This is a genomic window from Sorangium sp. So ce185 (genome assembly GCF_051526825.1).
Lineage (GTDB): Bacteria > Myxococcota_A > Polyangia > Polyangiales > Polyangiaceae > Sorangium > Sorangium cellulosum_D.
Genome location: NZ_CP150316.1, coordinates 13,433,289 through 13,455,727 on the forward strand (window position 1 = coordinate 13,433,289; position 22,439 = coordinate 13,455,727).

General features: G+C 73.4%; 19 protein-coding genes and 1 tRNA gene. 6 read left to right on the plus strand and 14 right to left on the minus strand.

The window, feature by feature from the left end; translation table 11 throughout:
* Nucleotides 1-7: 7 nt before the first annotated feature.
* The 7 genes from WMF26_RS49700 to rnr all read right to left on the minus strand — a co-directional run bounded on the left by WMF26_RS49700 (nucleotide 8) and on the right by rnr (nucleotide 8,227).
* On the minus strand, nucleotides 8-1,231 hold the full coding sequence (locus WMF26_RS49700; RefSeq protein ID WP_437998430.1) for an MSMEG_0565 family glycosyltransferase: 1,224 nt from the start codon (nucleotides 1,229-1,231) through the stop codon (nucleotides 8-10).
* Nucleotides 1,228-2,271: a sll0787 family AIR synthase-like protein gene (locus tag WMF26_RS49705; protein WP_437998431.1), complete on the minus strand. Its 1,044-nt coding sequence runs from the start codon at nucleotides 2,269-2,271 to the stop codon at nucleotides 1,228-1,230. Before WMF26_RS49705 ends, WMF26_RS49700 begins: the two co-directional genes overlap by 4 nt.
* Nucleotides 2,271-2,714, minus strand: a complete 444-nt coding sequence (locus WMF26_RS49710; RefSeq protein ID WP_437998432.1) for an MSMEG_0567/Sll0786 family nitrogen starvation N-acetyltransferase — start codon at nucleotides 2,712-2,714, stop codon at nucleotides 2,271-2,273. The genes WMF26_RS49705 and WMF26_RS49710 overlap by 1 nt, the downstream gene beginning before the upstream one ends.
* Nucleotides 2,674-4,011: an MSMEG_0568 family radical SAM protein gene (locus tag WMF26_RS49715; protein ID WP_437998433.1), complete on the minus strand. Its 1,338-nt coding sequence runs from the start codon at nucleotides 4,009-4,011 to the stop codon at nucleotides 2,674-2,676. Before WMF26_RS49715 ends, WMF26_RS49710 begins: the two co-directional genes overlap by 41 nt.
* The gene (locus WMF26_RS49720; protein ID WP_437998434.1) at nucleotides 3,956-4,984 is read right to left on the minus strand and encodes a Nit6803 family nitrilase; all 1,029 of its coding nucleotides are present in this window, start codon (nucleotides 4,982-4,984) and stop codon (nucleotides 3,956-3,958) included. The genes WMF26_RS49715 and WMF26_RS49720 overlap by 56 nt, the downstream gene beginning before the upstream one ends.
* 14 nt (nucleotides 4,985-4,998) lie before the next feature.
* The gene (locus WMF26_RS49725; protein WP_020742060.1) at nucleotides 4,999-5,481 is read right to left on the minus strand and encodes an MSMEG_0572/Sll0783 family nitrogen starvation response protein; all 483 of its coding nucleotides are present in this window, start codon (nucleotides 5,479-5,481) and stop codon (nucleotides 4,999-5,001) included.
* A 364-nt stretch (nucleotides 5,482-5,845) separates the two neighbouring features.
* Complete coding sequence (rnr, locus tag WMF26_RS49730; protein ID WP_437998435.1) at nucleotides 5,846-8,227, minus strand: ribonuclease R; 2,382 nt, start codon at nucleotides 8,225-8,227, stop codon at nucleotides 5,846-5,848.
* A 92-nt stretch (nucleotides 8,228-8,319) separates the two neighbouring features.
* Here rnr and WMF26_RS49735 point away from each other — a divergent pair, with 92 nt between their 5' ends.
* Nucleotides 8,320-9,699 carry a vitamin K epoxide reductase family protein gene (locus WMF26_RS49735; RefSeq protein WP_437998436.1) on the plus strand — a complete coding sequence of 460 codons (1,380 nt, stop codon included), beginning with the start codon at nucleotides 8,320-8,322 and terminating at the stop codon, nucleotides 9,697-9,699.
* Nucleotides 9,700-9,762: 63 nt separating this feature from the next.
* Nucleotides 9,763-10,944 (plus strand): adenosine deaminase, encoded by a 1,182-nt coding sequence (gene add / locus WMF26_RS49740; protein ID WP_061622452.1) that lies wholly within the window; start codon nucleotides 9,763-9,765, stop codon nucleotides 10,942-10,944.
* Nucleotides 10,945-10,998: 54 nt separating this feature from the next.
* On the opposite strand, the gene nadE is transcribed toward add, so the two are convergent.
* Nucleotides 10,999-12,918 carry an NAD(+) synthase gene (gene nadE / locus WMF26_RS49745; protein WP_437953066.1) on the minus strand — a complete coding sequence of 640 codons (1,920 nt, stop codon included), beginning with the start codon at nucleotides 12,916-12,918 and terminating at the stop codon, nucleotides 10,999-11,001.
* A gap of 11 nt (nucleotides 12,919-12,929) precedes the next feature.
* Complete coding sequence (locus WMF26_RS49750) at nucleotides 12,930-13,901, minus strand: hypothetical protein (RefSeq protein WP_437998437.1); 972 nt, start codon at nucleotides 13,899-13,901, stop codon at nucleotides 12,930-12,932.
* Nucleotides 13,902-14,126: 225 nt separating this feature from the next.
* On the opposite strand from WMF26_RS49750, the gene WMF26_RS49755 reads away from it, so the two are divergent.
* The 3 genes from WMF26_RS49755 (at nucleotide 14,127) to WMF26_RS49765 (ending at nucleotide 16,298) form a co-directional block, all read left to right on the plus strand.
* Nucleotides 14,127-14,990 carry a Crp/Fnr family transcriptional regulator gene (locus WMF26_RS49755; RefSeq protein WP_061622455.1) on the plus strand — a complete coding sequence of 288 codons (864 nt, stop codon included), beginning with the start codon at nucleotides 14,127-14,129 and terminating at the stop codon, nucleotides 14,988-14,990.
* 210 nt (nucleotides 14,991-15,200) lie between these two features.
* Nucleotides 15,201-15,283: transfer RNA gene (locus WMF26_RS49760), tRNA-Leu, on the plus strand.
* A gap of 244 nt (nucleotides 15,284-15,527) precedes the next feature.
* Nucleotides 15,528-16,298 (plus strand): DUF721 domain-containing protein, encoded by a 771-nt coding sequence (locus WMF26_RS49765; protein ID WP_437998438.1) that lies wholly within the window; start codon nucleotides 15,528-15,530, stop codon nucleotides 16,296-16,298.
* Here the strand turns inward: WMF26_RS49765 and WMF26_RS49770 are convergent.
* The 4 genes from WMF26_RS49770 to purD form a co-directional block, all read right to left on the minus strand.
* Nucleotides 16,189-17,037: an FHA domain-containing protein gene (locus WMF26_RS49770; protein WP_437998439.1), complete on the minus strand. Its 849-nt coding sequence runs from the start codon at nucleotides 17,035-17,037 to the stop codon at nucleotides 16,189-16,191. The genes WMF26_RS49765 and WMF26_RS49770 overlap by 110 nt on opposite strands.
* Nucleotides 17,038-17,040: 3 nt before the next feature.
* Nucleotides 17,041-17,919, minus strand: a complete 879-nt coding sequence (locus tag WMF26_RS49775; RefSeq protein WP_437334966.1) for an FHA domain-containing protein — start codon at nucleotides 17,917-17,919, stop codon at nucleotides 17,041-17,043.
* 167 nt (nucleotides 17,920-18,086) lie between these two features.
* Nucleotides 18,087-18,536 carry a hypothetical protein gene (locus tag WMF26_RS49780; protein ID WP_437570432.1) on the minus strand — a complete coding sequence of 150 codons (450 nt, stop codon included), beginning with the start codon at nucleotides 18,534-18,536 and terminating at the stop codon, nucleotides 18,087-18,089.
* 202 nt (nucleotides 18,537-18,738) lie between these two features.
* Nucleotides 18,739-20,031 (minus strand): phosphoribosylamine--glycine ligase, encoded by a 1,293-nt coding sequence (gene purD / locus WMF26_RS49785; RefSeq protein WP_437998440.1) that lies wholly within the window; start codon nucleotides 20,029-20,031, stop codon nucleotides 18,739-18,741.
* A 332-nt stretch (nucleotides 20,032-20,363) separates the two neighbouring features.
* Here purD and WMF26_RS49790 point away from each other — a divergent pair, with 332 nt between their 5' ends.
* Nucleotides 20,364-20,804: a deoxycytidylate deaminase gene (locus WMF26_RS49790; RefSeq protein ID WP_044987198.1), complete on the plus strand. Its 441-nt coding sequence runs from the start codon at nucleotides 20,364-20,366 to the stop codon at nucleotides 20,802-20,804.
* A 79-nt stretch (nucleotides 20,805-20,883) separates the two neighbouring features.
* Here the strand turns inward: WMF26_RS49790 and WMF26_RS49795 are convergent, their stop codons facing one another.
* Entirely contained in the window at nucleotides 20,884-22,290 is a 1,407-nt protein-coding gene (locus WMF26_RS49795; RefSeq protein WP_437998441.1) for a sigma 54-interacting transcriptional regulator, read from the minus strand.
* Between the last annotated feature and the right edge of the window lie 149 nt (nucleotides 22,291-22,439).

Sequence of the window (22,439 nt, forward strand, 5' to 3'; positions counted from 1 at the left end):
GCTCGTCCTAGTTATGGCGGGATCCGAGGAACTCGCGGTAGACGCCGGCCGCGATGCGCGCCGAGCGCTCCCACGTGTACCGCGCCGCGGCCTCGATCGCCGCCGCGCGCAGGCGCCGCCTCACGCCTCCCTCCAGGATAGCCTCCATCGCGGCCGCGAGATCCTCTGTTCTCGAGGGATCGACGAGCAGCGCGCTCTCCCCGTCTCGGAGGAACTCGGTGAAGGGAGGTTGAGCAGAGCTCACCACCGGCGCGCCCGACGCCATCGCCTCGAGCAGGACGAGCCCGAATCCCTCGCGGACGGACGGGAATACGAACGCGTCGGCGAGGCGGTAGAGCGGCGGGATCAGCGCGTCGGGGAGCACGCCCGCGAGGACGAGCGGCGGCGGCGCGCCCGCGGCGCCTGCCGCCGCCGTAGGCGCGCCCGCGGGCGCCGGAAAGACGCCGTGCTCCCGCGCGATCGCCTCGAACTCGCGCTGGTAGGGCGCGTAATCGAACAGCGTCTCTCCGCCCGCGATGATCAGCTGGGCTCCGGGCAGCCGCCTCCGGACCGACAGGAACGCCTTGAGCAGACCGATCGAGTTCTTGCGCGGCTCGACGCCGCCCACGGTCACGTAGAGCGGCGACCCGGTCGCGTTGAGCCGCGCCCGGAGCTCCGCGTCGCGCGCGTCCGGCGCCGGCGAGTACCGCCGCAGGCTCACGCCGTTCGGGACGATCGCCGCGTCGACGCCGAGATCGGCCCGGAGCGTCCTCCGCCACGCCTCGCTGACGACGAGGCACGCGTCCGCCTCGCGCACCGAGCGCTCCTGGCAGGCGCGCAGGTAGGGGCTGTCGTAGTCGTCGAGGTGGTGCACGGTCCGGAGGAAGTGGGGCACGCGCCCCTCGGCGCGCAGCGCGGCGAGCGCGTTCGCGCTGATGCAGTCCTGCGAGTGCCAGATGTCGTGCCGCGCCCCGAGGCGGCGCAGCCCGGCCTCGAATTCCGCGATGCGCTGCCGCACGACCGCGTCGATCCCCTCCGGCGGGGGCGCGGCGGGCACGAGGACGGCGGGGCAGCGCGGCGGCCGGTAGAAGCCGCCCTGGTCCTTGTTCAACGCGTAGATGCAGACGTCCACGCCGAGGTCGTGGAGCGCCTCCGCGAGCTCGACCGTGTGCACGACGCCGCCGCGCGGCTTTGTCGAGTAGGTGAGCAGCGCGACCGAGAGCGGCGCGCCGGGCGCGGCGCCGGCGCTCATCGCGCGCCCTCGCCCGCGAAGCCGGTGAGCGGCTCGGCCGACAGGTCCCAGAGCGTCTGCCGCTCGCCGGCGGCCTCCAGCGTGAGCCGCCGCGAGCCGTCGACGGCGCCGACCGCGGCGCTCGCGATGCCGCGCCGGGCGAAGGCCGCGAGGACCGCGCCGGCGGCGTCGGGGCGCACGCTGAGCAAGAAGCCGTAGCTCGGGAACGCGAGCATCCAGCGCGCGATCGAGAGATCGCGCGCGTCGCCCGGCCGCGGGACGGCCGCGACGTCGAGCACCGCGCCGACGCCGGACGTCTCCAGGAGCATCAGCAGCGTCCCCGCGACGCCGCCCATGCTGATGTCCTTGCCCGCGTCGCACAGGCCCGCCTCGGCGAGGGCGGGCAGGACCTCGAGATCGCCGCGGAGCCGCGCCGGGTCGGTGCCCGTCGAGGCGTTCCAGAAGGGGTGCTCCGCGTGCATCCTGCCGCGCAGGTCGATCGCCGCGACGAGCACGTCGCCGGGGCGCGCGGCGAAGCTCGTGATGAGCCGCCGCGCCCGCCCCGCGATGGCCACGGCGAGGGCGTTGTAGGGGCTGCGCGCGCTCGTATGACCTCCGACGATCGGCACCCCGTAGGCGCGCGACGCGGCGACCATGCCCTCCCAGACCGGCTCCAGCGCGCCGGCCGAGGTCCCCCAGACGACGTCGACCACGGCGATGGGGCGGCCGCCCATCGCGTAGATGTCGCTGACGTTGACCATCACGGCGCTGTAGCCCGCGAACCGCGGGTCTCCTTCGAGGAACGTCGGCCAGATCCCCTCGGCGGCGAGGAGCAGGTAGCCGTCGCCGTCGGGGATGGCCGCGCAGTCGTCGCCGAGCGCGGCGGGCCGATGGACCGCGTCGATCGCACAGGCGGCGCCGCTCGCGCCGGCCGCGTCGCCTGCGCCGGCCGCGCCGCCGGCGCCCGGCTTGCCGGACAGGTACCGCGCCGGGATCTGCACGTCCCGCTTCGCGAGGATCCCGAGCGCGCCCCGCAGCTCGGCCGCGATGCCGGCGAGCATCAGCGGAACCTCTGCCCGGGCGGCGGGCGGGGCTCGTCGCCCGGCGGGTAGCTCGCGAGGTCGGCCTCCATCAGGTGGTGCGGGCGATCGCGGAACGACCGCTCCTCGAGGGAGCGCCAGTGGATGCTCTCGAAGAACGGCACGTTGGCCGCCTGCACGAGCGCGAGGAACCTCTGGCACCCCCAGCCGTGGGCGGAGGTGACCGCCTTGTGGACGAGGCCGCGGCCGACCACGCCCTGCTTGCGGTGGGCGCGCTCGACGGCGAGCCGGCCGCCGTACCAGAGGCCGGGCTCCGCCTCGTAGATGCGCACCGTGCCGACGACCGCCTCGCCCCCCGGCGCCCCGCGCAGCACGGCGGCGATGGGGAACGCCGAGGCGTCCCAGTCGTCCTCGTCGGTCGTCTTAAACAGCCCTTGCTCGTCGCAGAAGGTGGCCCGGCGCAAGCGGAGGTACGCGAGATACGTGTCCCGCGTCTGCACAAGCTCGAAGCTGTACTGAGGCGTCATCGGAGCTCTCCGAGGTTGATGTCCATGCCGCGCCCGCGTCCGGCGGCGCCGCGGCCCGGCCCTCCGCCTCGAAGCCCGAGAGCCCCGAGCAGGCGCCGCAGCGGGCGCAGCCCGCCTTCACGTCGTTCGATCGCAGCCCCGCCCGCGCGAGCAGCGGGCCGATGTGCGCGTAGAGCGCCCGCATGAGCTCCCCCGAGGGCGGCGCGCGATCGGCCGCGGGGGTCCCCGGGATGGGCACGAGCGGGACGAGGAACGGATAGACCCCCATCGCGATGAGCCGCTCGCTCGCGTCGAGCAGCGACGACGGCGAGTCGCCGAGCCCCGCGATGAGGTAGGTCGACACCTGGCCGCGGCCGAACACGCGCACGGCCGCCTCGAACGCCTCGAAGTACCGGGCCACGCTCACCTCGGCCTTGCCCGGCATCGCGGCCGCGCGCACCTCGTCCTCGACCGCCTCGAGGTGCATGCCCAGGCTGTCGATGCCGGCCGCGCGCATCCGCTCGAACCAGGCGAAATCGTCGGGCGGCTCGCACTGCGCCTGCACCGGCAGGTCGACGCGCGCCTTGATGCCGCGCGCGCAGTCGGCGAGGTGCGCCGCCCCGCGATCGGGCGACCGCGGCGTGCCCGTGGTGAGCGTCACGTGCCGCACCCCGTCGAGCCGCGCCGCCGCCTCGGCGACCTCGCCGAGCTGCTCCGGCGTCTTCTTCGCGGTGGTGCGCCCGGCCGCGAGCGACTGCCCGATCGCGCAGAACGTGCACGCCTTGTCGCGCTCCGAGTACCGGATGCACGTCTGGAGCACCGTCGAGGCGAGGACGTCCGCCCCGTGCAGGAGCGCGATCTTGGGGTAGGGGATGCCGTCCCTGGTCGAGAGGGCGTAGAAGCGCGGCGCCTTCACGAGGGCGATCGGCGCGAGCTCCCTGCCGTCGCGCTCGACGGTCCCCGCGCCGTCGCGCCCGATCCGCGCCACGAACGGCGACGCCGCGGCCTGGTCGGTGTGGATCGGGATCATCACCGTGGCGCCGCGGAGCGTGGCCGCCACGTGCTGGGTCGGCCCCGCCCCGCCGCGGCGCGAGGTCCACGCCGCGCGGCGGCCCTCGCCGCCTTCCGACGTGGGCGACGCGGGCGACGCGGGCTCGCCCGGGGCCGCGGCGCCCGCGCCCGGGGCGCCCTCGGGGGCCTCAGCCAGCCTCAGGCCGAACGACTGGAGCTCGGTGATCAGCGTCTGGGTATCCATGGTCCACCGCCGCAGGATCGAGGGAGGAGGCCTTGGGGCTGCCCGCGCCGAGCACCATCGGTCGCTCTGCCGTGTCCATCCAAAGCCGCAGCAAGTCGGGCCGGGCGTAGTGCCCCGCCGCATCCATCATCCGTTTTCGCTTCGTGATCAGGGCGAAGTCGAGGTCCGCGACGGCCATCCCCTCGCCGTCGGTCACCGGCGGGCACGCGTGCGCGCCCTCCGGCGTCACGATCGCCGTCATGCACCCGCCGCGCAGCACGCCCTGGAGCTGCTCGTTCGGCGCGACCTCCCGGACCTGCTCCGGCGTCAGGAAGGCCGTGGCGTTCACCACGAAGCACCCCGACTCCAGCGCGTGGTGCCGGATGGTCACCTCCATCTGCTCGGCGAAGATCGGCCCCACCAGCGAGCCGGGGAACTGGCTGCAATGGATCTGCTCGTGCTGCGCGATGAGCGCGAACCGCGCGAGCGGGTTGTAGTGCTCCCAGCACGCGAGCGCGCCGAGCCTCCCGACCGCGGTGTTCACGGTCCTGAGGCCCGAGCCGTCGCCTTGCCCCCAGATCATCCGCTCATGGTAGGTCGGCGTGATCTTGCGCCGGTGGAGCACGAGCGCGCCGTCCCTGTCGAAGACGAGCTGCGCGTTGTACAGCGTGCCGTGATCGCGCTCGTTCACGCCGAGCACCACGACCACCCCGTGCGCGCGCGCGGCGGCGGCCACGGCCCGCGTCACCGGGCCGGGGACGGTGACCGCCTCGTCGTAAAGGCGCATGTGCTCCTTCCCCATGGCGGGCGGCGGGAGCACGAAGGAGAAGTAGGGGTAATACGGGACGAACGCCTCGGGGAAGACGCAGAGCTCGGCGCCCTCCTTCGCGGCCCTGGCGATCGCGGCGACGACTCGCTCGGTCGTCCCGTCCCTGCTGCCGAGGACGGGACTGGCCTGCACCGCGGCGGCCCGGACTTTGCGGTTGTACTCCATGGACGGCGCTCGGGTCAGAGCGTCCAGGAGTGGACCATGAACGCGTTCTCCCGGCGGTGGATCAACTGGATGTCGAGCACGTCGAGCGGGCTGATGGGCTTGATTCCCGGGATCAGCGCGTGCTCGCCGTGGCCGTAGAGCGCCTGCAGCGCGAACCGACACGCGTACACCTTGCCGCCCTCCTCCATGAACCGCCCGATCTGCTGGTTCACGGCGAGGTGCCCGGAGAACGCCTCGCTGCCGAGCTTCGGAAAGCCGCGCTGCAGCCCCAGCGTGACGCCCGGCCCGTACAGCAAGATGGATGTCTCAAACCCTTTACGCTGAAGGCGGATCGCCGTCAGCACGTTGACGAGGCCGATCGAGCCCTCGAAGGCCACGGTGTGAAAGGTGACCAGCGCCTTCTCTCCCGGCTTCGCCTTGACGTCTTCGAAGACCTTCTCCTCGTAATCGACCAGGAAGTCACCAGCGTTGTAGGCGGGATACGTCGGCTTCGGCATTGGTTACCTCTCTCCTAGAATGAATAAGTTGAGACCATAGTGGTTTTCTGAACGCAAGGAAAATGCAGGAGCCCGCCCTCTTTTGATCGAAGCTCGATCACGAAGGAGGCACGAAGGAGGCGCGAAGAGGCGCGGAGGAGGTGCGATTGTGGATCTCGCGTCGACGCGCGCTGCGGGCGAACCGAGCAGCGCGCGGCGCGGGCCGGCCTCGTCGGTTTCGAGGGCCTATCTCGGCGATTTCGAGGAGGTTTCGCGCGCTTATCGGCGCGCGTGAGCGCGGCTCGATCGGTGTCGCGCGCTCGTGCGTCCGAGCGGCAAAGGCCGGCGGGAATGCCGGCGGAGCGTGGCGCCCCCGGGCGCCCTGCTATCGCTGCTTCTTTCGCCCCTTGGCGCTCTTGCCGCTCTTGCCACCGTTGCCACCCTTGCCGGCCTTCAGGCCCTTGGCGGGCTTCGTGCTCTTGCTGGCCTTGACACGACGAGTTGTCCGTGCGTCCGCCGCGTCGCGCCGCAGCCGGCGCGGCTTCGACTCGTCCGACATCCCGTCTCCGGCGAGCCGCCGGCCGTAGATGGTGCGCCGGAGGATCGCCACGTCCTCGATCTGCACGAGCATCGCGTCGCCGATCGCGATCCGGTCCCCCGACCGGCGGCCGATGACGCGCAGCCCCTCGTCGTCGATTTCGTAATCATCCGGGCCGAGCGACTCCATGCGGACGAGCACGTCGACGAAGGGATCCTCGATGTTGACGTAAACGCCCGTCCCCACGATGCCCGTCACGGTGCCCTCGAACGTGTCCCCGAGCCGGGAGCGCATGACCAGCGCGCGGTGCAGGTCGACCACCTCGCGCTCCACCTCCATCGCCTTGCGCTCGCGCTCCGACGCCAGGATGGCCGCCTCGCGCAGCCGCTCGAGCGCCGCCTCGCTCCGGTCGACGCGCTCGCCGCGCAGCACCGCCCGGATCGCGCGGTGGGCGGTGATGTCCGGGTACCGCCGGATGGGCGAGGTGAAGTGCAGGTACGCGCTCGAGGCCAGCCCGAAATGGCCCACGTTGGCCACGTCGTACACCGCCTGCTTCATGGCGCGGAGCAGGAGCATGTGCAGCACCTGCTTCTGCGGGTGCGCGTCGAGCTTCTTCAGGAACGCCGACAGCCGCTTCGGATCGGCCGCGTCCTCCGGATCGAACGCGAGCCCGAGCTCGCCGCACATCGTCGCGAAGCGCTCGAGCTTCGCCTGGTCCGGGGGCGCGTGGTACCGGAACACGGTGGGGATGCCCTGGTCGACCACGAACTGCGCGCAGGTCTCGTTCGCCAGGAGCATCATCTCCTCGATGAGCTGGTAGGCCTTCGCCACCCCGGGGTCGTGGCTGCGCTTCTGCACGTCGACGGGCGCGCCCGTCGACGGATCGAGCACCACCTTCGCCTCGGGCAGGTCGAGGTCGAGGGCGCCCCGCCGCATCCGCCGTCCGCGGAGCAGCCGGGCGAGGTCCCACATCACCTGGAGGTCGTTCCGCAGCGCCTCGGCCTCCGGGCTGCGCGGCGGATCGGGCGTGAAGCCGAGCGCGCGCGCCACGCCGGGGTAGGTGAGCTTCGCGATCGACCGGATGTACCCCTCGATGACGCGGGCGCGCCGCACCGTCGCGGTCGCGTCGAGCTCGACCTCGACGCACAGGCAGAGCCGGATCACGCCCGGCAGGAGGGAGCAGAGGTTCGACGACAGCGCCCGCGGCAGCATCGGGATCGCGCGATCGGGCAGGTAGATCGAGTTGCCCCGCCCGAGCGCCGCCTGGTCGAGCGCGCTGCCCGGCCGCACGTAGTGCGACACGTCGGCGATCGCGATCCACGCCCGGTACGAGCCGTCGTCCTCGCGGATCACCCAGACCGCGTCGTCGTGGTCGCGCGCGTCCTCCGGGTCGATCGTCGGCATCGGCAGGTGGGTGAGGTCGACGCGCCCCTCGAGCGCCTCGGCCGGCACCTCGCCCCCGAACGCCTCGGCCTCGGCGATCGCCTCCTTCGTGTGCTCCTCCTCGATCCCCTCGCGCAGCAGGATCTTGGCGACCTCCACGTTCGGGTCGCCGGGCGTCCCGAGCACCGCCTCGAGCACGCCCTCCGGGTTCTCGTCGGGCAGGTCCGGGAAGCGGGCGATCGACACGACCGCCGCGGCGCCGTCCTCCGCGTCGGGCGGCGCGAGCGGCCCGCCCGGCTCGCGCGGCACGATCACGATCGGCCCGCGGACGCGACCGTCGTCCGGCTCGAGCCAGGCGCTCCTGCCTCGCCGCCTGAGCACGCCCGCCACGCGCGCGTGCCGCCGCTTGACCACGCGGACGATCTCCCCCTCCACGCCGCGCCGCGAGCGCGTCGCGATGCGCACCGCGACGGTGTCGCCGTGGAGCGCGCCGCCCATCGCCTCGGGCGAGATGTAGACGTCCTCGGCCGCCCCTCCGAGCGACACGAACCCGAAGCCGCGCGGGTGCACGGTCAGCGTCCCCTCGTGCTCGGCGCCGCGCGCCTCGACCTGCTGGCGGCTCACGCGGAACCGCTGGCCGGGGAGGGCGACGATGCTGCCCTCCGTCGACAGCTCCTCGAGCAGCCGCTGCAGCTTCGTGTAGCGGCTCGGCTCGACCCCGAGGCGCTCGGCGATCTCGTTGGCGTGCAGGGCGCGCTTGAATGACGACAGCAGGTCGACCACGGCCTCCCGGCGGCGCGCGCCGGAGCCGGTCGTCGGGGAATCTCCGCGAGATGAGGAACGCATGAAACTCGACTAGCACGAGTCTCCTCTCGCTGGCTGTCGCCGCCCGGGTCCGGTATGCCTCGAACCCACGCCTCTGGCGCCGCCACGGACCGATGCTGCTGAACTCGATCGCCCTGCTCCTCGCGCTGATGCTCCTCGTCTTCCTCGCCGGGAGGGGCAACGTCTTCGCGGTGCGTCCGGCGCGCGACAGACGCGACGCGCGTGAATCCTCGGAGGCGCATCGGGCCGGCCCCGAGGGGCCCGCGACTCAGGCGGCGGGGCCCGCGACCTCGACCGGCGAGGCGCAGGCCGGGCGCGCCCGGTTCGTCGTCACGCTCTTCCGGCTCGCGCTGTTCGTCGCCATCGCGGCGAGCGCGGCGCTCGTCGTCGAGTACCAGAACGCCGGCGACCCCGCGTTCTGCGGCGTCAGCTCGGGCTGCTTCGCCGTCCGGGTGTCGCCGTACAGCCGGCTCTTCGGGGTCCCGCTGCCGAACCTCGGCCTCGCCGCCTTCAGCACGCTCCTCGCCGCCTCGCTGCTCGCGCGGGAGCGCTGGCACCACGTCGCGATCGCGGCGGCCTCGGCCGCCGGCGGCCTCGCCGCCACGGTGCTCCTCGGCCTGCAGGCCTTCGCGATCGGCGCGTTCTGCGCGTGGTGCGTCGCGGTCGACGTCGCGGCCATCGCCGCCGCGGTCACGTCCGCGCTCGTCGCCTGGCAGGCGTGGCGCATGCCGCGCGCCGCGTTCGATCGCGCCGCGCAGGGCGGGCTGCCCGGCACCACGGTGTGGGGCGCGGCCGCCGTCGCGGCGATCGGCCTGCCGTTCCTCTGGGGCAGCTACCCGGTCATCCCGCCGCTCCCGCCGGAGCTCGCGTCGCTGCAGGAGCCCGGCAAGATCACGGTCGTCGCCTTCACCGACTTCGAGTGTCCCTTCTGCCGCCGGCTCCACCCCGAGCTGAGCCAGATGGAGGAGCCCTACGGCGACCGGCTGCGCCACGTGCGCAAGATGGTGCCGCTGCCCAGCCACCCCGGCGCGCTCCCCGCGGCGAAGGCCTACGTCTGCGCGCCCCCGGACAAGCGTGAGCAGGCCGCGGCGCTGCTCTACAGCGCGTCGCCCGGCAAGCTCACGGACGACCGCGTCGCGTCCGTCCTCGCGCCGCTCGGGCTCCCCGCCGACCTCGAGGCCTGCCTCGCCGCGCCGGAGACCCAGGCCACGATCGACGCGGACGTCGCGCTGTATGGGCGGATGGAGGCGCGCGGGCTCCCCGCCACCTACGTCGGGCGGCGGCTCGTGGTCGGCTACAACCCCGATCGCCTCCGCGATGCGCTGCGGCGCGAGGCCGCCGGGGATCCGCTCAGCCTGCCGCTCCCGCTGCTCTTCGTCGCCCTCTTCGGCGTCTCCGCGGCCGCGGTCGTCGTGGGCAGCCGGGATCGCTCGCGCGGCGCGTCGGGCGGGTCCGCGCCGCCCCCGTCATCGGCGGCGGCGGCGGCACCGTAAGCCGCGCCGCGCTGCGCTCGCCCGCCGCCTTTCGCGGCCGGTCGGCGGGTGACAGAATAGCTCATGAGTGATCATCCCGAGCTAGCCGGCAAGCTCCCGCTGGAGTTCTTCCGGCAACTACCCAAGACCGATCTGCACGTCCACCTCGACGGCTCTTTGCGCCTCGAGACGATCATCGACCTCGCCCGCAGCAACCGCGTCGAGCTCCCGACGTACGAGCCGTCGGAGCTGCGCCGGGTGATGAACCTGGGCCAGAACTGCGGCTCGCTCGTCGAGTACCTCAAGGCGTTCGACATCACGCTGCGCGTGCTCCAGACCGAGGAGGCGCTCTACCGCGTCGCCTACGAGCTCGCGGAGGACGCCGCGCGCGAGAACGTCCGTTACATGGAGGTCCGCTACTCGCCGATGCTGCACACCCGCCTCGGCCTGCGCCTCACGAGCGTCGTCGAGGCGGTGCTCTCGGGGCTCAGGGCGGCGCGCGACGCGCTGGGCATCGAGAGCAACGTCATCGTCTGCGGCATCCGGAACATCTCGCCGGAGTCGTCGCTGGAGATGGCGGAGCTCGCGGTGGCCTACAAGAGCCGCGGCGTGGTCGGGTTCGACCTCGCCGGCGCCGAGTACGACCACCCGGCGAAGCACCACAAGGCGGCGTTCCAGCTCGTGCGCCAGAACAACATCAACTGCACCATCCACGCCGGCGAGGCCTACGGCCCCGAGTCGATCGCGCAGGCGCTGCACGTCTGCGGCGCGCACCGGATCGGCCACGGCTGCCGCCTGCGCGAGGACGGGGGCCTGCTCCACTACATCAACGATCACCGGATCCCGCTCGAGTGCTGCCCGTCCTCGAACGTGCAGACCGGCGCCGTGCGCGACCTCGCCTCGCACCCGCTCAAGCTCTACCAGAGCCTCGGGCTGCGCGTGACGGTCAACACCGACAACCGGCTCGTCACCGACACGACGGTGTCGCACGAGCTCTGGCACTGCCACACGAAGATGGGATTCGGCCTGAAGGAGATCAAGTCGACCATCGTGGCCGGCTTCAAGAGCGCCTTCCTGCCGTTCCACATCAAGCAGGGCTACCTCCGCCGCGTGACCGAGGAGCTCGAGCGCTTCTCCGCCGACGGCTCGATCCGCCCCGCCCCGCCCCCGGCGCCCCCGGGCCACGAGATCCTCGAGCTCACCCCGATGGACGGGAAGGACGGCCGGCAGGCGGCGCAGACGCCGGTCGAGAAGGCCCCCAACTGACGCGCTGGCCGCCCCGCGCGGCGAGGGCGGCCGCGGGGCGCGCCCGGGCGGGGCTCAGCCGCCCTTCCACTCGGTCCGCTGCACCACGGGCAGCTGCAGCGCGCGCTCCCGGTCGAGATCGAGCGATCCGAGGTGGATCGCGATCGGCGACTGCACCCACTTGAAGATCGATCGCGAGAACAGGGTCGCGAACTTCTCGGCCCACGCCGCGAGCGCGGCGGGGTCCTTGTCCGGGAACAGGCTGGGGAGCGCGGCGGCCAGCTCGTCGGCGGCGAGCTTCTCGGCGCCGTAGAGGTAGAGGCACGCGTCGAGCACCTCGAACGGCATGAGCTCGGCTTCCCCCGACTGGTTCTCGGCGAGCTCCGGCCCCGCCGTCGTGGCGAGCGTCTGCTGGATCCCCTTGAAGCCGAAGCGCTGCGAGAGGCGCTCGATGAGCGCGATGACCACGGTCTTCGGGAGGTTGGCGATCACGCTGAACGCCCCCTCGAGATCGCCGCCCACCGTGGTGTAGCCGAGCGCCTTCTCGCTCATGTTCCCCGTCTGCAGGAACAGCGCGCCGCTCGTGTTCGCCCAGTTCCACATGCGCCCGCCGCGGATGCGCGCCTGCACGTTCTGCCGCGTGAGCTCGGTGAGCTGCCGGCCCTCGCCGACCATCGCCTGGGCGGCCTCGAGCTCCCGGGGGAACGCGTCCTCGATCGGGATCACCGCGAACGAGGCGCCGAGATCGTCGGCGATCTGCGCGGCGGCCCGGTGCGTCGCGTCGCTGGAGTAGCGCGACGGCATGAAGAACGCGTGGAGCGACGCCTTCATCTGCGCGCGCAGCGCCTCGCCCTCGAGGCCCGGGTGGAGGAGCTGCACCGCGCGCCAGGCGACGAGCAGCGTGAGGAGCGAGTCGCGGCCGCCCGAGAGCGCGAGGCCGATGCCCTTGAAGGCGCCGATCTTGCGGTAGTAGTCGGCGACGCCGAGCGCGAGCACCTCGTAGAAGTCGTCGAGCAGCTCGTCGCGCGCCGAGATCGCCGGCAGCGCCGCCGAGGGCAGGAACGGCGTCGTGCCCGGCGGCGGGGCGGGGTAGGCGAGCCGCGAGCGGTCCGCGGTCTGCCCGGTCGCCCGGAGGACCTCCACCATGTGCGGGGAGGCGCGGCGGAACTCCTCGAGGTCGCTGCGCCAGGTGCTCGCCTCGCGGCGGCAGCGCGTCGTCCGGTCGAGGTCGACCACGGCCGCGGCGTACCCCTCGCGGAAGCGCGGCGCCTCCAGCATCGGGCGGCCGTTCTGGTTGATGAACCCGCCGCCGTCGAAGACGAGGCCGTCGTTGCCGCCGACCAGGTTCGCGTAGGCGATGGTGCACTGGTTGTCGGCCGCGCGCGTCGCGATCATCTCGCGCCGGGTGCCCGTCACCCCGGCGCGGAACGGCGACGCCGAGATGTTGCAGACGATCTCGGCGCCCGCGTAGCAGCGGCGCCGCATCGGCCCGTCGGGCGACCAGATGTCCTCGCACACCTCGACGGCGATCGTCCCGAAATCGAAGGCGAGGATGCGGTCGCCGCAGATCACGCCGTCGGCGTCGAGCTCCATGAACGGCATGCCGCGCGAGAACGTGCGCGCCTCGTAGAAGATGTTGTACGTGGGCAGCTTCTCCTTCGGGGAGAAGGCGAGCACCTGGCCGGCGTGGACGATCGCGCCGGCGTTGAAGAGGTCGCCCCCCACGCCGACGGTCACCCCGATGACGAACACGGTGCGGAGCGACGCCGTCTCCTCGGCGAAGCGGCGGAGCTCGCGCTGCTGGCTCGCGACGAACGCGGGCCACTGCACGAGGTCCTCGGACGCGTAGCCGCCGATCACCTGCTCCGGGAAGACCGCCAGGGTGACGTCGTCGCGCGCCATCGAGCGGGCGAGCGCGAGGCACCGGTCGGTGTTCGAGCGGACGGCGCCGACGGTCGCGTTGACGTTGGCGATTCCGATCTTGACGAGTCGCATCGGGCGGCAGCCTAGCGCGGCAGCACGGCGCTGAGCAGGGCGAAGAGCTTGTCGATCTCCCCGGGCGTCACGCGCCGGTTCGCCTTCACCCGGTCTCCCTCGGCGAAGAACTCGACCGGGTCGACGACCCGGACCGTCACGACGGCGATGCGGAACGAGGTCGCGCGCTCGATCTCCGCGTTGAGGAAGGCCGCGTCGCGGGCGGCGTCCTCGGGGCTCTGGCTCGCCCCGTCGAGCGCGACCGTGGCGCCGCCGTCCTTGGTCAGCGTCACGGTGGCCTCGAGCGACCTCAGCGTCGGCGGCACGCGGGGCGCTTCGCGCGGCCCCCGCAGCGTCCGCGCCGGGTCGATGGCCGCGGCGAGCGCGGCCTCGTCGCCGACCGGCTCGGGGAAGCCGCCCGTGCCGATGAAGCGCCGCGCCTCGCGCGCCCGCGAGACCGGCAGCACCACGAGGAAGTTCGGCTCCACGGTCGCCACCACGCGCGTGTGCCCCTTGAGGGTCACGCGCACGGCCGGCACGCCGAGCCCGCTCTCCTCGGCGCCCGGCGGCTGGCTGCGCGAGAGGAGCGTGTCGAGCCCCGTCTTCAGCCGCTCCGGCGGCACGTTGTGCTCGAGGACGATCACCGCCTCGTGGGCCGCGTCCGCGCGCGGCGCGGTGATGAAGGCGCGCTCGAGGTCCCGCTCCGGATCGAGCCCCGTGCCGGTGAGCACGGGTCCCCACAGATCGAGCGCCGCGAGCCGCGCCATGATCGGGTGGCCCCGGGTCCGGTCGGCGAACACGAGCACCGAGACCTTCCCCCCGGCGATCGACTGCGCGATCGCGGCCGCGTTGCGCGGCTTCGGCGGCGGCGGCGCCTCCACGCCGACCGGCGCCGCCGAGGGCGCGGAGCCGCACGCGACGGCGGCGAGGGCGAGGCCGAGCGCGAGGAGCCGCAGCGGCAGGAGGCGCACCGCGGCGAAGAGCCCTTGACGAACGGACGGCATCACCCACGCGACGTTACCGGCACCCACCCGATCCCGCCAGCGGGGCAAGCCTCCCCCGCGGGCGCGCGCCGCTCGGCGAGGCGGCCATCCCTCTTCCTCGCGACGGGACCTGGAGTAGGATGCCCCTCCCGCGGTCCACGCCGAGCTCGTGCGCGCCGCATGGATCCGTGTCTCGCAACGCGGCGGACGCGGAGCCCGACCCACGTTGAAGAGGAGTGTCACCCCATGGCGGTCCGTCCATCCGACCTGCACGCGATCCCCCTGTTCGAGAGAATCACGGAGGACCACCTCGACGAGCTGATGAGGGCGTTCCAGCGCCAGGAGGTCCCGTCCGGCCACGTGCTCTTCGAGGCCGGGAGCGCGCCGGCGCACCTGTTCCTCCTGGTCCAGGGCGAGGTCGCGCTGCTCGAGGGGGGCGAGACGCGCTTCCGCCTGAGCCCCATCTCGCCGATCGGCGAGCTCGGCGCGCTCACCGGCTTCCGGCGGACGACGACCGCGGTGACGACGCAGCCCTCGGAGATCTGGCGCATCGGCGTCGCCGAGCTGCAGGACTTCTTCGAGGGGCACGGCGACGTCGCCTACCCGTTCTACAACAACCTGCTCAACGTCGTGGCCGGCAAGATCCGCCGCGACGCGCGGCGGCTCGAGGAGGTGCGCGCGAACCTCATCCGCACGCAGCGGGCGATGAAGCGGCTGCTCGAGCTCGTGCTCGACAGCGAGGAGACGCCGCTCAGCAAGGTCATCTGCGCGACGCTCGAGGAGCTCATCGAGAAGAACCGGCGCTCGCACTACATGGTCGAGCCGGCGCACACGCTGAAGAGCTCCGTCCGCCTGGACAGCGGCGCGCTCGTCCCCGTGGTCGAGCTCTCCGACGGCTGGCTGCGCCTCGCCGGCCTCCGCGACGCCGCGAAGGGCGCGCACTGGAGCGGCGTGCTCATCCTGCCCGCGCGCGAGATCCCGGTGAGCGGGACCATCGACGCGATCGACGATCACGGCGCGCTGGTGAGGCTCGATCTCCTGATCGACGAGTACGCCGCCGCGCTCCAGGATTACCTGACGCGCCTCCAGATGCTGGATTTCGTGGTGTGATCTCGCGCCGCGCGGCCGCGATCCGCGGCCGCCGCGCGCCTTCGCCGCGCCGCGCCTCGCCGCGCCTCGCCCGCCGCTCCCCCGCGCGCGTCGCCGCGCCTCTACCGCGCTCCGATCGCCCTCAGACCGCGATCGGACGGTCGACGACCGTTGCCAGGATCGCGCCGGGTGATCTACGGTTCCCGGAGCGCACGCTCCTCGGAGCGCTGAGCCGAAGTGGCGGAATGGCAAACGCGGCGGATTCAAAATCCGCTGTCCTCACGGGCTTGTGGGTTCGAGTCCCACCTTCGGTACCGATGCGGAATCCTTGGACGAGGCGCCTCTGCGCGGATCTCGTCCTCTGCGGGCGAGCGCGCTTGCGGCTCCGGGCCGTTCCGGCGGGGTGAGGCGCCCGCGATCGATCGTCGGCTGTCCTGGTCGCAGGGCGGCGGGGCGGGGCCAGGGCGCGGCGGGGGCCGGCCGTCCGCGACGTCGGGCGAGTCGGAACGCCGCGGTCCGCCGGAGCAAGCCGCCGTCGGGCTGCTACGCTCGGCGCGCATGTCGCGTCGGAGCGGAGGTATCGAGCGGCTGGGCGCGCTGATCCAGCGGGCGTCGTCGCTGGCGGCGCCGACGGAGGTCGACACCGCGCCGATGCCGTTCCGCGATTGGGAGGCGGCCGTCGGTTCCCGGATCGCCGCGCGCGCGCGGCCGCTCAAGCTGGAGCGCGGCGTCCTTCACGTGCGCGCGGCGAGCTCGACGTGGGCGCAGGAGCTCTCGATGCTCGGCGACGTGATCACCGCGCAGCTCCGCGCGCGCGGCCTCGCGGTGCAGTCGCTCCGGTTCCGCGTCGGCAAGGTGGAGCCGGTCGCGCGCCCGCCGTGGCGCGAGGAGGTCCGCCCCGCGCCGAAGGAGGCGCCGCTCCCGTCCGAGGTGCGGCGGGAGCTCGGGAAGGTCCCGGATCCCGAGCTGCGCGACGCGATCGCGAAGGCCGCCGCGAGGAACCTCGGCTGGCAGGAAGCCGAGGGGCGCGCGAGCGCGCGCCCTCGCAACGAGCCGCCGGCCCCCGCCGTGGCCCCGCCGCAGCCCTCCCGGGCGCCGGCGCCGCCGACGTCGTCGACGCCGTCGCCCTCTCGGTCGACCTCGCGCGCAGCCGCTCGCGACGCCGCGCCGCCGGCCCCGCGCGCGTCGCCGCGGGCCGCGCCGCCGGACGACGGGGCGGCTACTTCGCCGCGACCAGCCGCTCGAGACCCTCGATCCGCTGCATCAAGAACCGCTCGGTCGGACCGAACGAAGGAGCCATCCGGCGCAGGTCGTCGAGGTAGATCCTGAGCGGCTGGATATCGAGCGACTTCACGCGGCGGACCACGGTGTAGAGCTCGTCGACCACGGGGCCCGGCAGCGGGCGGCGCGCGATCGTGAAGAGCTCGAACGCGTAGTTGACCCACGTTCCCTTGGTCGTCGCGCCCGCGAGGCGGGCCGCGTAGCGCGCGGCGAGCTCCGCGGCCGGCATCTCCAGCGGCACGTTCGTCCGCGCGCGGCTCAGGATGTCGATCAGCACGGTCTGCAGGATGCGCTCGGCCTCCTCGCTCCGCCCCATCGCGAGCGCCTTGTCGGCGAGGCTCGCGAGCAGGCGCAGCGACTGGAAGCCCTTGGAGCCGCCGTCGCCCGTCGGGCTCGTGAGCTCCGTCGGGTCGTCCGACATCTTGCGCATCTCGGTCAGCGCCATCGCGCCGAGCGTCGCGGTCGCGCGCCGGAACTCGACCCCGTAGGCGTCGTGGGGCCGCGACTCCTCGCCGCCGTAGAGCAACATCTCCTGGCTGCCGATGATGATGCGGTCGCCGTCGACCAGCTCGCGCTGGCCGGAGATGCGCGTGCCGTTCACGTACACGCCGTTCCTGCTGTCGAGATCGAGCACGGCCACGCCGTCGCTGCGCACCTGCAGCGTGGCGTGGCGCCGGGACACCAGCGGATCGTCGAGCGAGAGCTGGCAGTCGCCGCTCCGGCCAATCACGAAGGGCCCTTCGGGGAGCTCGAAATCGTGCGCCAAGTACCGGAGGCGGAAAGGCATGGTTTATTTCAGTGCGCCGAGGCGCTCGAGCCCTTCGATTCGCTGGAGGATGAACCGCTCCGCCGGGGTACGTTCTCCCGCACGCTCGCGGAGCCGCTTCGCGTAGCCACGAAGGATGGACATGTCGACGGCCTTCACCTTGCGCAGGACACTATACAGCTCATCGACGAGGTAGGCGGGGAGCAGGAGCTCGAGCCGCGTGTTCAGCTCGAAAATATAGTTGATCCACGACCCCCGGCCGGTGGCGGCTGCGAGGCGGGCGGCGTACGTGCTGGCCTTCTCGACCAGCTCGGGCTGGACGGCCCCGACGCCCCCCTCCCGCGCCTTGGTGAGGATGTCGTTGAGCGAGCGCTGGAGGATGCGCTCGGCCTCGTCGACCCGCCCGAGCGCGAGCGCCTTGTCGGCGACGCTGCCGATGAGGCTCAGCGCGTGCACGCGCTTGTCGGGGTGCTGCGGGATCAGCCCGGGCAGCGACCTGCGCGAGGCGATCGCCGTCGCGCCGTCGTCCTCGCCCGAGGACATCTCGCTCATGTCGACCGTGCGCGCGTTCGGCTGCCGGGTCCAGATCGGCGCGCTCCGCGGCGAGTGCGTCGAGCTCGGCTCGATCGCCCCGAGCAGGAACATCTCCTGCCCCCCGATCGCGATCTTGTCGCCGTCCGACAGGATCTGGCGGCCCGTGATCCGGGTCCCATTGATGAGCACGCCGTTGCGGCTGCCGAGATCCTCGATCGCGACGCCGCCCTCGCCGACGGTCAAGAGCGCGTGCCTGCGCGACACCAGCGGGTCGTCGAGCGACAGCTGACAATCCGCGCTCCGTCCGATGAAGAACTCGCCGAGCGGCACCTCGAGATCGTGGGCGAGGTAGCGCAATCGGATGCCCATGATCGAGCCATACCAACAGCCCAACAGGCCGTCAAAAGCCAGCTTCTGGGCCGCGTTGCAAAGGTTTGCAAGCCCACAAGAACGCCCGTCGGACGCGGACGGCGAAGTCCGCTTTCGTCGTACAGTATCACACCGACGAGGCCCTGCGCGATCGGCCTGGTCGGACTTCAGGGGTGGCTCGAGAGGACCCGGAGCAGCGTGAGGATGAGCCGCGGGTGCGCGAGCAGGCCATAGATCTTGAGGTCTCCGCTGGCCACGAGCCGCGCGAGCTCGCGGAGGGGGCCGCTCTGGCGGCGGTGCAGGAGGCCGAGCTTCGGGAGGCTCAGCCAGCGGTGGAACGCGATGTCCGGGAGCCGGAGCAGCGCCGCCTCGTCGCCGCAGAACGTGACGGAGGGGATGCCGATGGCGCCGTCGTGGATGGTGAGGCGCCCGTGATCGAAGCGCATCGTCATCGACGTGCCGGTGTCCTGCGCGACGACGAGCACCGAGCCGCGCAGCGTCCGGAAATCGGACACGCGCCTTGGGTCGCGGCCGAGGTGCTCGCGGATGAGCCGGCCGAAGTGGGCGGCGAGCGCGTTGTCCTCCGCGCCCGGGGCAAGATCGACGATGGGCTCCATGGTGTCGCGCTCTCGGGTCGGGAGCGGCGCAGCGCCGCCCCCCGTCTCTCTGTCCCCGTCTCTCTGTGGCCGATGCGCTCCCCGGCAAGCCGCGTCGCCGCGCGCACCCGGCGGACGGCCTGGGCGGCGGTGGCGCGCCCTCGTGAAACGATAGGCACGACCGGCGGCCGAGGGTCAAGCGCGGCGCCGCGCGGGCCGCGCCTCACCCGGCGGCGCGCGCTCCGTCCACCCCGATGTCGCGGCGGAGCACCTTGCCGTCGAAGTCGATCGCGCTCACGGCGCGGAACGCGCGCTCCCGCGCCTCCGCGAGCGAGTCGCCCGCGGCGGTGACGGCGAGCACGCGCCCCCCCGCGGTCACGATCGCGCCGTCCCGCTCCGCCGTGCCCGCGTGGTTCACGAAGGCGCCCTCGACCGCGGCCGCGGCGTCGAGGCCGCGGATGACGTCGCCGGTGACGGGCGCCGTCGGGTAGCCGCGCGCCGCGAGGACCACGGTGAGCGCGTGCCGGCCGGGGGCGACGCGCGCCGCCCCGGGGTCGAGCGCGCCCGCCGCGGCCGACGCGCAGAGCTCGGCGACGTCGCCCTCGAGGAGCTCCATCAGCGCCTCGCACTCGGGATCGCCGAAGCGGACGTTGTGCTCGAGCAGGATGGGGTCCCCCGCGGGCGTGATCATCAGGCCCGCGAACAGCACCCCGCGGAAGGGCCTCCCCTCCGCCCGCATGCCGTCGATCGTCGGCCGGAGGATCTCGCGCTCGACGCGGGCGGTGAGCTCGGGGGTGACGCGGGCGCTCGGGGCGAACGCGCCCATGCCGCCGGTGTTCGGCCCGGTGTCGCCCTCGCCGACGCGCTTGTGATCGCGCGCCGCCGGCAGGACGAAGATCGCCTCCCCGTCGCTGAGGGCGTGCACGCTGGCCTCCTCGCCGACGATCGCGTCCTCGAGGATCACGGTCGCGCCGGCGTCGCCGAAGCGGCGATCCACGAGCATGTCCTTCGCCGCCGCGAGCGCCTCGTCGACGGTCGCCGCGACGACGACGCCCTTGCCGGCGCAGAGCCCGTCGGCCTTCACGACGATGGGCGCGCCGCGCTCGCGGATGACGCGGGCCGCCTCGTCGAAGGAGCGCGCGATCTGGAACGGCGCGGTCGGGATGCCGTGGCGGGCGGCGAACTCCTTGAGGAACGCCTTCGACCCCTCGAGGCGCGCCGCCTCGCGGCTCGGCCCGAACACGGCGACGCCCGCGGCGGCGAGCGCGTCGGCGACGCCGGCGCAGAGCGGCGCCTCCGGGCCGACGACGACCAGGTCGACGCGCTCGCGGACGGCGAGCCGGGTCGCCTCGTCGGGCGACAGCGAGGCGAGGTCGGCGCGGCGGATCGGGGCGCGGCCGGGGCCGCCTTGCGCCGTGGTGCCGGCGTTCCCGGGCGCCACGACGACCTCGGCGACCGAGGGCGATCGGGCGAGCGCGCGCGCGAGGGCGTGCTCGCGCCCCCCCGAGCCGAGCACGAGGATGCGGCGATCTGACCGGCGTGGTTTCGCAGTGGAGCTCACGCACGCGCGCTACCACGCGGCGGCCCTCGCTGTCGAGGCGCCTCGCGCGGTCGCCCGTCCGGGAGGGGCTCCGCGGCGCCCGACATCGTGATAGAAGCGCCCGCAGGGCGCGCGGCGCGGCTCGGCCAGGGCCGCGAGCGCGCGCCGCCGGGCCCCCTCGCGCGGGGACGCGCGAGGACCGGAGTGCGGACCCCTGAACATTCTGGAGGGGACAGCGGGCGCGGAGCCTCGGCGTCGATCGGCGTCGAGGGGGCAGCGGGCGCGGATCCCCGCCGTGGAGACGAGCGATGACTCACCGGGCTTCGTGGGATGAATACTTCATGCGCATCGCCGAGGTCGTCGCGTCGCGGGCGACCTGCGATCGGAAGCACGTCGGCGCGGTGATCGTGCGCGACAAGAGCATCCTCGCGACCGGCTACAACGGCTCGATCCGGGGGCTGCCCCACTGCGACGAGGAGGGGCACCTCATCGAGGACGGCCACTGCGTGCGCACGATCCACGCGGAGGCGAACGCGATCATCCAGGCCGCGCGGAACGGGGTGCGGATCGACGGCGCGATGGTCTACGTCACGGCGTCGCCGTGCTGGGGGTGCTTCAAGATGATGGCGAACGCGGGGATCTCGCGGGTCGTCTTCGGCGAGTTCTACCGCGACGAGCGCATCTTCCGGTTCGCCACGGAGCTCGGGATCGAGCTCGCCCCGCTCACGCGGCGCGAGACGCCCGCCTGAGGCGTTGCGCGCGTCGGCGCGCGGTCGAGCGAGCCCTCGCGCAACTTGCGCGGCGGCTCGCGCAACGCGCGGGCGGCGCTCAGGCCTTGCGTGGCCGCGGCAGCCCGTACACGCGGATGCGCTCCACCAGCGTGCGCCGCGAGATCCCGAGCAGCGCCGCGGCGCGCGTCTGGTTGCCCATGCACTGCTCGAGCGCCTGGACGATGCGCTCGCGCTCGTGGGCCTCCATGGCGTCGCGCAGCCGTGTGGGGCCGGGGCCCGCGCCGTCGAGCGCGCCCTTCGCGCCGTCCGGCACGCCCCTCGCATCCCCGTGCGGGGAGCTCGGGGACGCGGCCGCCGGGGCGGGCGCCTGAGACGGTTGCACCGGAAGGGTAGGCTCATGCGAGGGACGGGTGGGATCGGCCAGCGGGGAGAGGAGCAGGTGCTCCGGCCCGATGGGCGCCCCGTTGGCGAGGATCACCGCGCGCTCGATCACGTTGCGCAGCTCCCGGATGTTGCCTGGCCAGCTGTGGCGCTGGAGCGCGGCCAGGGCCGCGGGCGAGAGCGGGACGGCCGCGGCGCTCGCCTCGCTGGGGAACAGCTCCTTCGCCGTGCGCTCCGCGAAGAGCTGCGCCAGCGCCGCGACCTCGCCGGGGCGCTCGCGCAGCGGCGGGAGGGTGAGGGTCACGCCGTTCAGCCGGAAGTACAGGTCCTGCCGGAACGCGCCGCGGCTCACCTCGGCCTCGAGGTTGCGGTGCGTCGCCGAGATGAAGCGGACGTCGATCTTCGTGGGGGTCAGGCCGCCGACCCGCATCACCTTCCGCTCCTCGATGACCCGGAGCAGCTTGGCCTGGATCGAGAGCGGCAGCTCGCCGATCTCGTCGAGGAACACCGTGCCCCCCTCGGCCGTCTCGAGCAGCCCCGGCTTCGCCCGGACGGCGCCGGTGAAGGCGCCGCGCTCGTGGCCGAACAGCTCGCTCTCGAGCAGCGACTCGGAGAGCGCGACGCAGCTGAGGCGCAGGAGCGGCCGGCCCGCGCGCGGCGACGCCCTGTGGATCGACTCGGCGAGCACCTCCTTGCCGACGCCCGTCTCGCCGAGGAGCAGGATGTTGATGGGGCCCTTCGCGACGCGCTCGGCCAGCGCGTAGACGGCGCGCATGGCGTCGTCCTTGACGATGACGTCCTTGCGCGCGCCCCGCTCGCCGTCCCTCTGCCGGAGGATGACGCGCGCGGCGCCCAGGTAGATCACGTCGCCGGGCGTGAGCTCGACGGCGCCGCGCGCGGGCGCGCCCTTGCCGACGTCGATGAGGCGCTCGGTCGCCGCGCTGCTGTGTCGGGAGCGCACGCGCGTCCCGTTGCTGCTGCCGAGGTCCTCGAGCCGGAGCGGCGGGCCGAGGTGCAGCACCGCGTGCCGGCGCGACACCGACGAGTCCGGCACGCAGATGCCGGCGTCCTCGTCCCTGCCGAGGACGACGCTCCCGGAGCCCGGCAGCTGCCGCGTGCTCATCGAGCTCTGCGTGATGATCAGGACCTCGAGCGGGCCACCATCGCGGGAAACAAACTCCGGCTCAGCCACATCGCACCCCAGAGTCGCGCCGGGCGCCTGAGGGCGCCCTTCCACTGCACGCGTGCGATCCGTCCCGGGGACCGTTGCGG

Coding starts and splice junctions, on each gene's coding strand:
- WMF26_RS49755 (WP_061622455.1), top strand. CDS start 14,127: ATGGCGGTCCGTCCATCCGACCTGCACGCGATCCCCCTGTTCGAGAGA.
- WMF26_RS49735 (WP_437998436.1), top strand. CDS start 8,320: ATGCTGCTGAACTCGATCGCCCTGCTCCTCGCGCTGATGCTCCTCGTC.
- WMF26_RS49775 (WP_437334966.1), bottom strand. CDS start 17,919: ATGGGCATCCGATTGCGCTACCTCGCCCACGATCTCGAGGTGCCGCTC.
- WMF26_RS49750 (WP_437998437.1), bottom strand. CDS start 13,901: ATGCCGTCCGTTCGTCAAGGGCTCTTCGCCGCGGTGCGCCTCCTGCCG.
- WMF26_RS49790 (WP_044987198.1), top strand. CDS start 20,364: ATGACTCACCGGGCTTCGTGGGATGAATACTTCATGCGCATCGCCGAG.
- WMF26_RS49770 (WP_437998439.1), bottom strand. CDS start 17,037: ATGCCTTTCCGCCTCCGGTACTTGGCGCACGATTTCGAGCTCCCCGAA.
- WMF26_RS49725 (WP_020742060.1), bottom strand. CDS start 5,481: ATGCCGAAGCCGACGTATCCCGCCTACAACGCTGGTGACTTCCTGGTC.
- nadE (WP_437953066.1), bottom strand. CDS start 12,918: ATGCGACTCGTCAAGATCGGAATCGCCAACGTCAACGCGACCGTCGGC.
- WMF26_RS49780 (WP_437570432.1), bottom strand. CDS start 18,536: ATGGAGCCCATCGTCGATCTTGCCCCGGGCGCGGAGGACAACGCGCTC.
- WMF26_RS49715 (WP_437998433.1), bottom strand. CDS start 4,011: ATGGATACCCAGACGCTGATCACCGAGCTCCAGTCGTTCGGCCTGAGG.
- WMF26_RS49720 (WP_437998434.1), bottom strand. CDS start 4,984: ATGGAGTACAACCGCAAAGTCCGGGCCGCCGCGGTGCAGGCCAGTCCC.
- rnr (WP_437998435.1), bottom strand. CDS start 8,227: ATGCGTTCCTCATCTCGCGGAGATTCCCCGACGACCGGCTCCGGCGCG.
- WMF26_RS49705 (WP_437998431.1), bottom strand. CDS start 2,271: ATGCTCGCCGGCATCGCGGCCGAGCTGCGGGGCGCGCTCGGGATCCTC.
- WMF26_RS49795 (WP_437998441.1), bottom strand. CDS start 22,290: ATGAGCACGCGGCAGCTGCCGGGCTCCGGGAGCGTCGTCCTCGGCAGG.
- WMF26_RS49700 (WP_437998430.1), bottom strand. CDS start 1,231: ATGAGCGCCGGCGCCGCGCCCGGCGCGCCGCTCTCGGTCGCGCTGCTC.
- WMF26_RS49765 (WP_437998438.1), top strand. CDS start 15,528: ATGTCGCGTCGGAGCGGAGGTATCGAGCGGCTGGGCGCGCTGATCCAG.
- add (WP_061622452.1), top strand. CDS start 9,763: ATGAGTGATCATCCCGAGCTAGCCGGCAAGCTCCCGCTGGAGTTCTTC.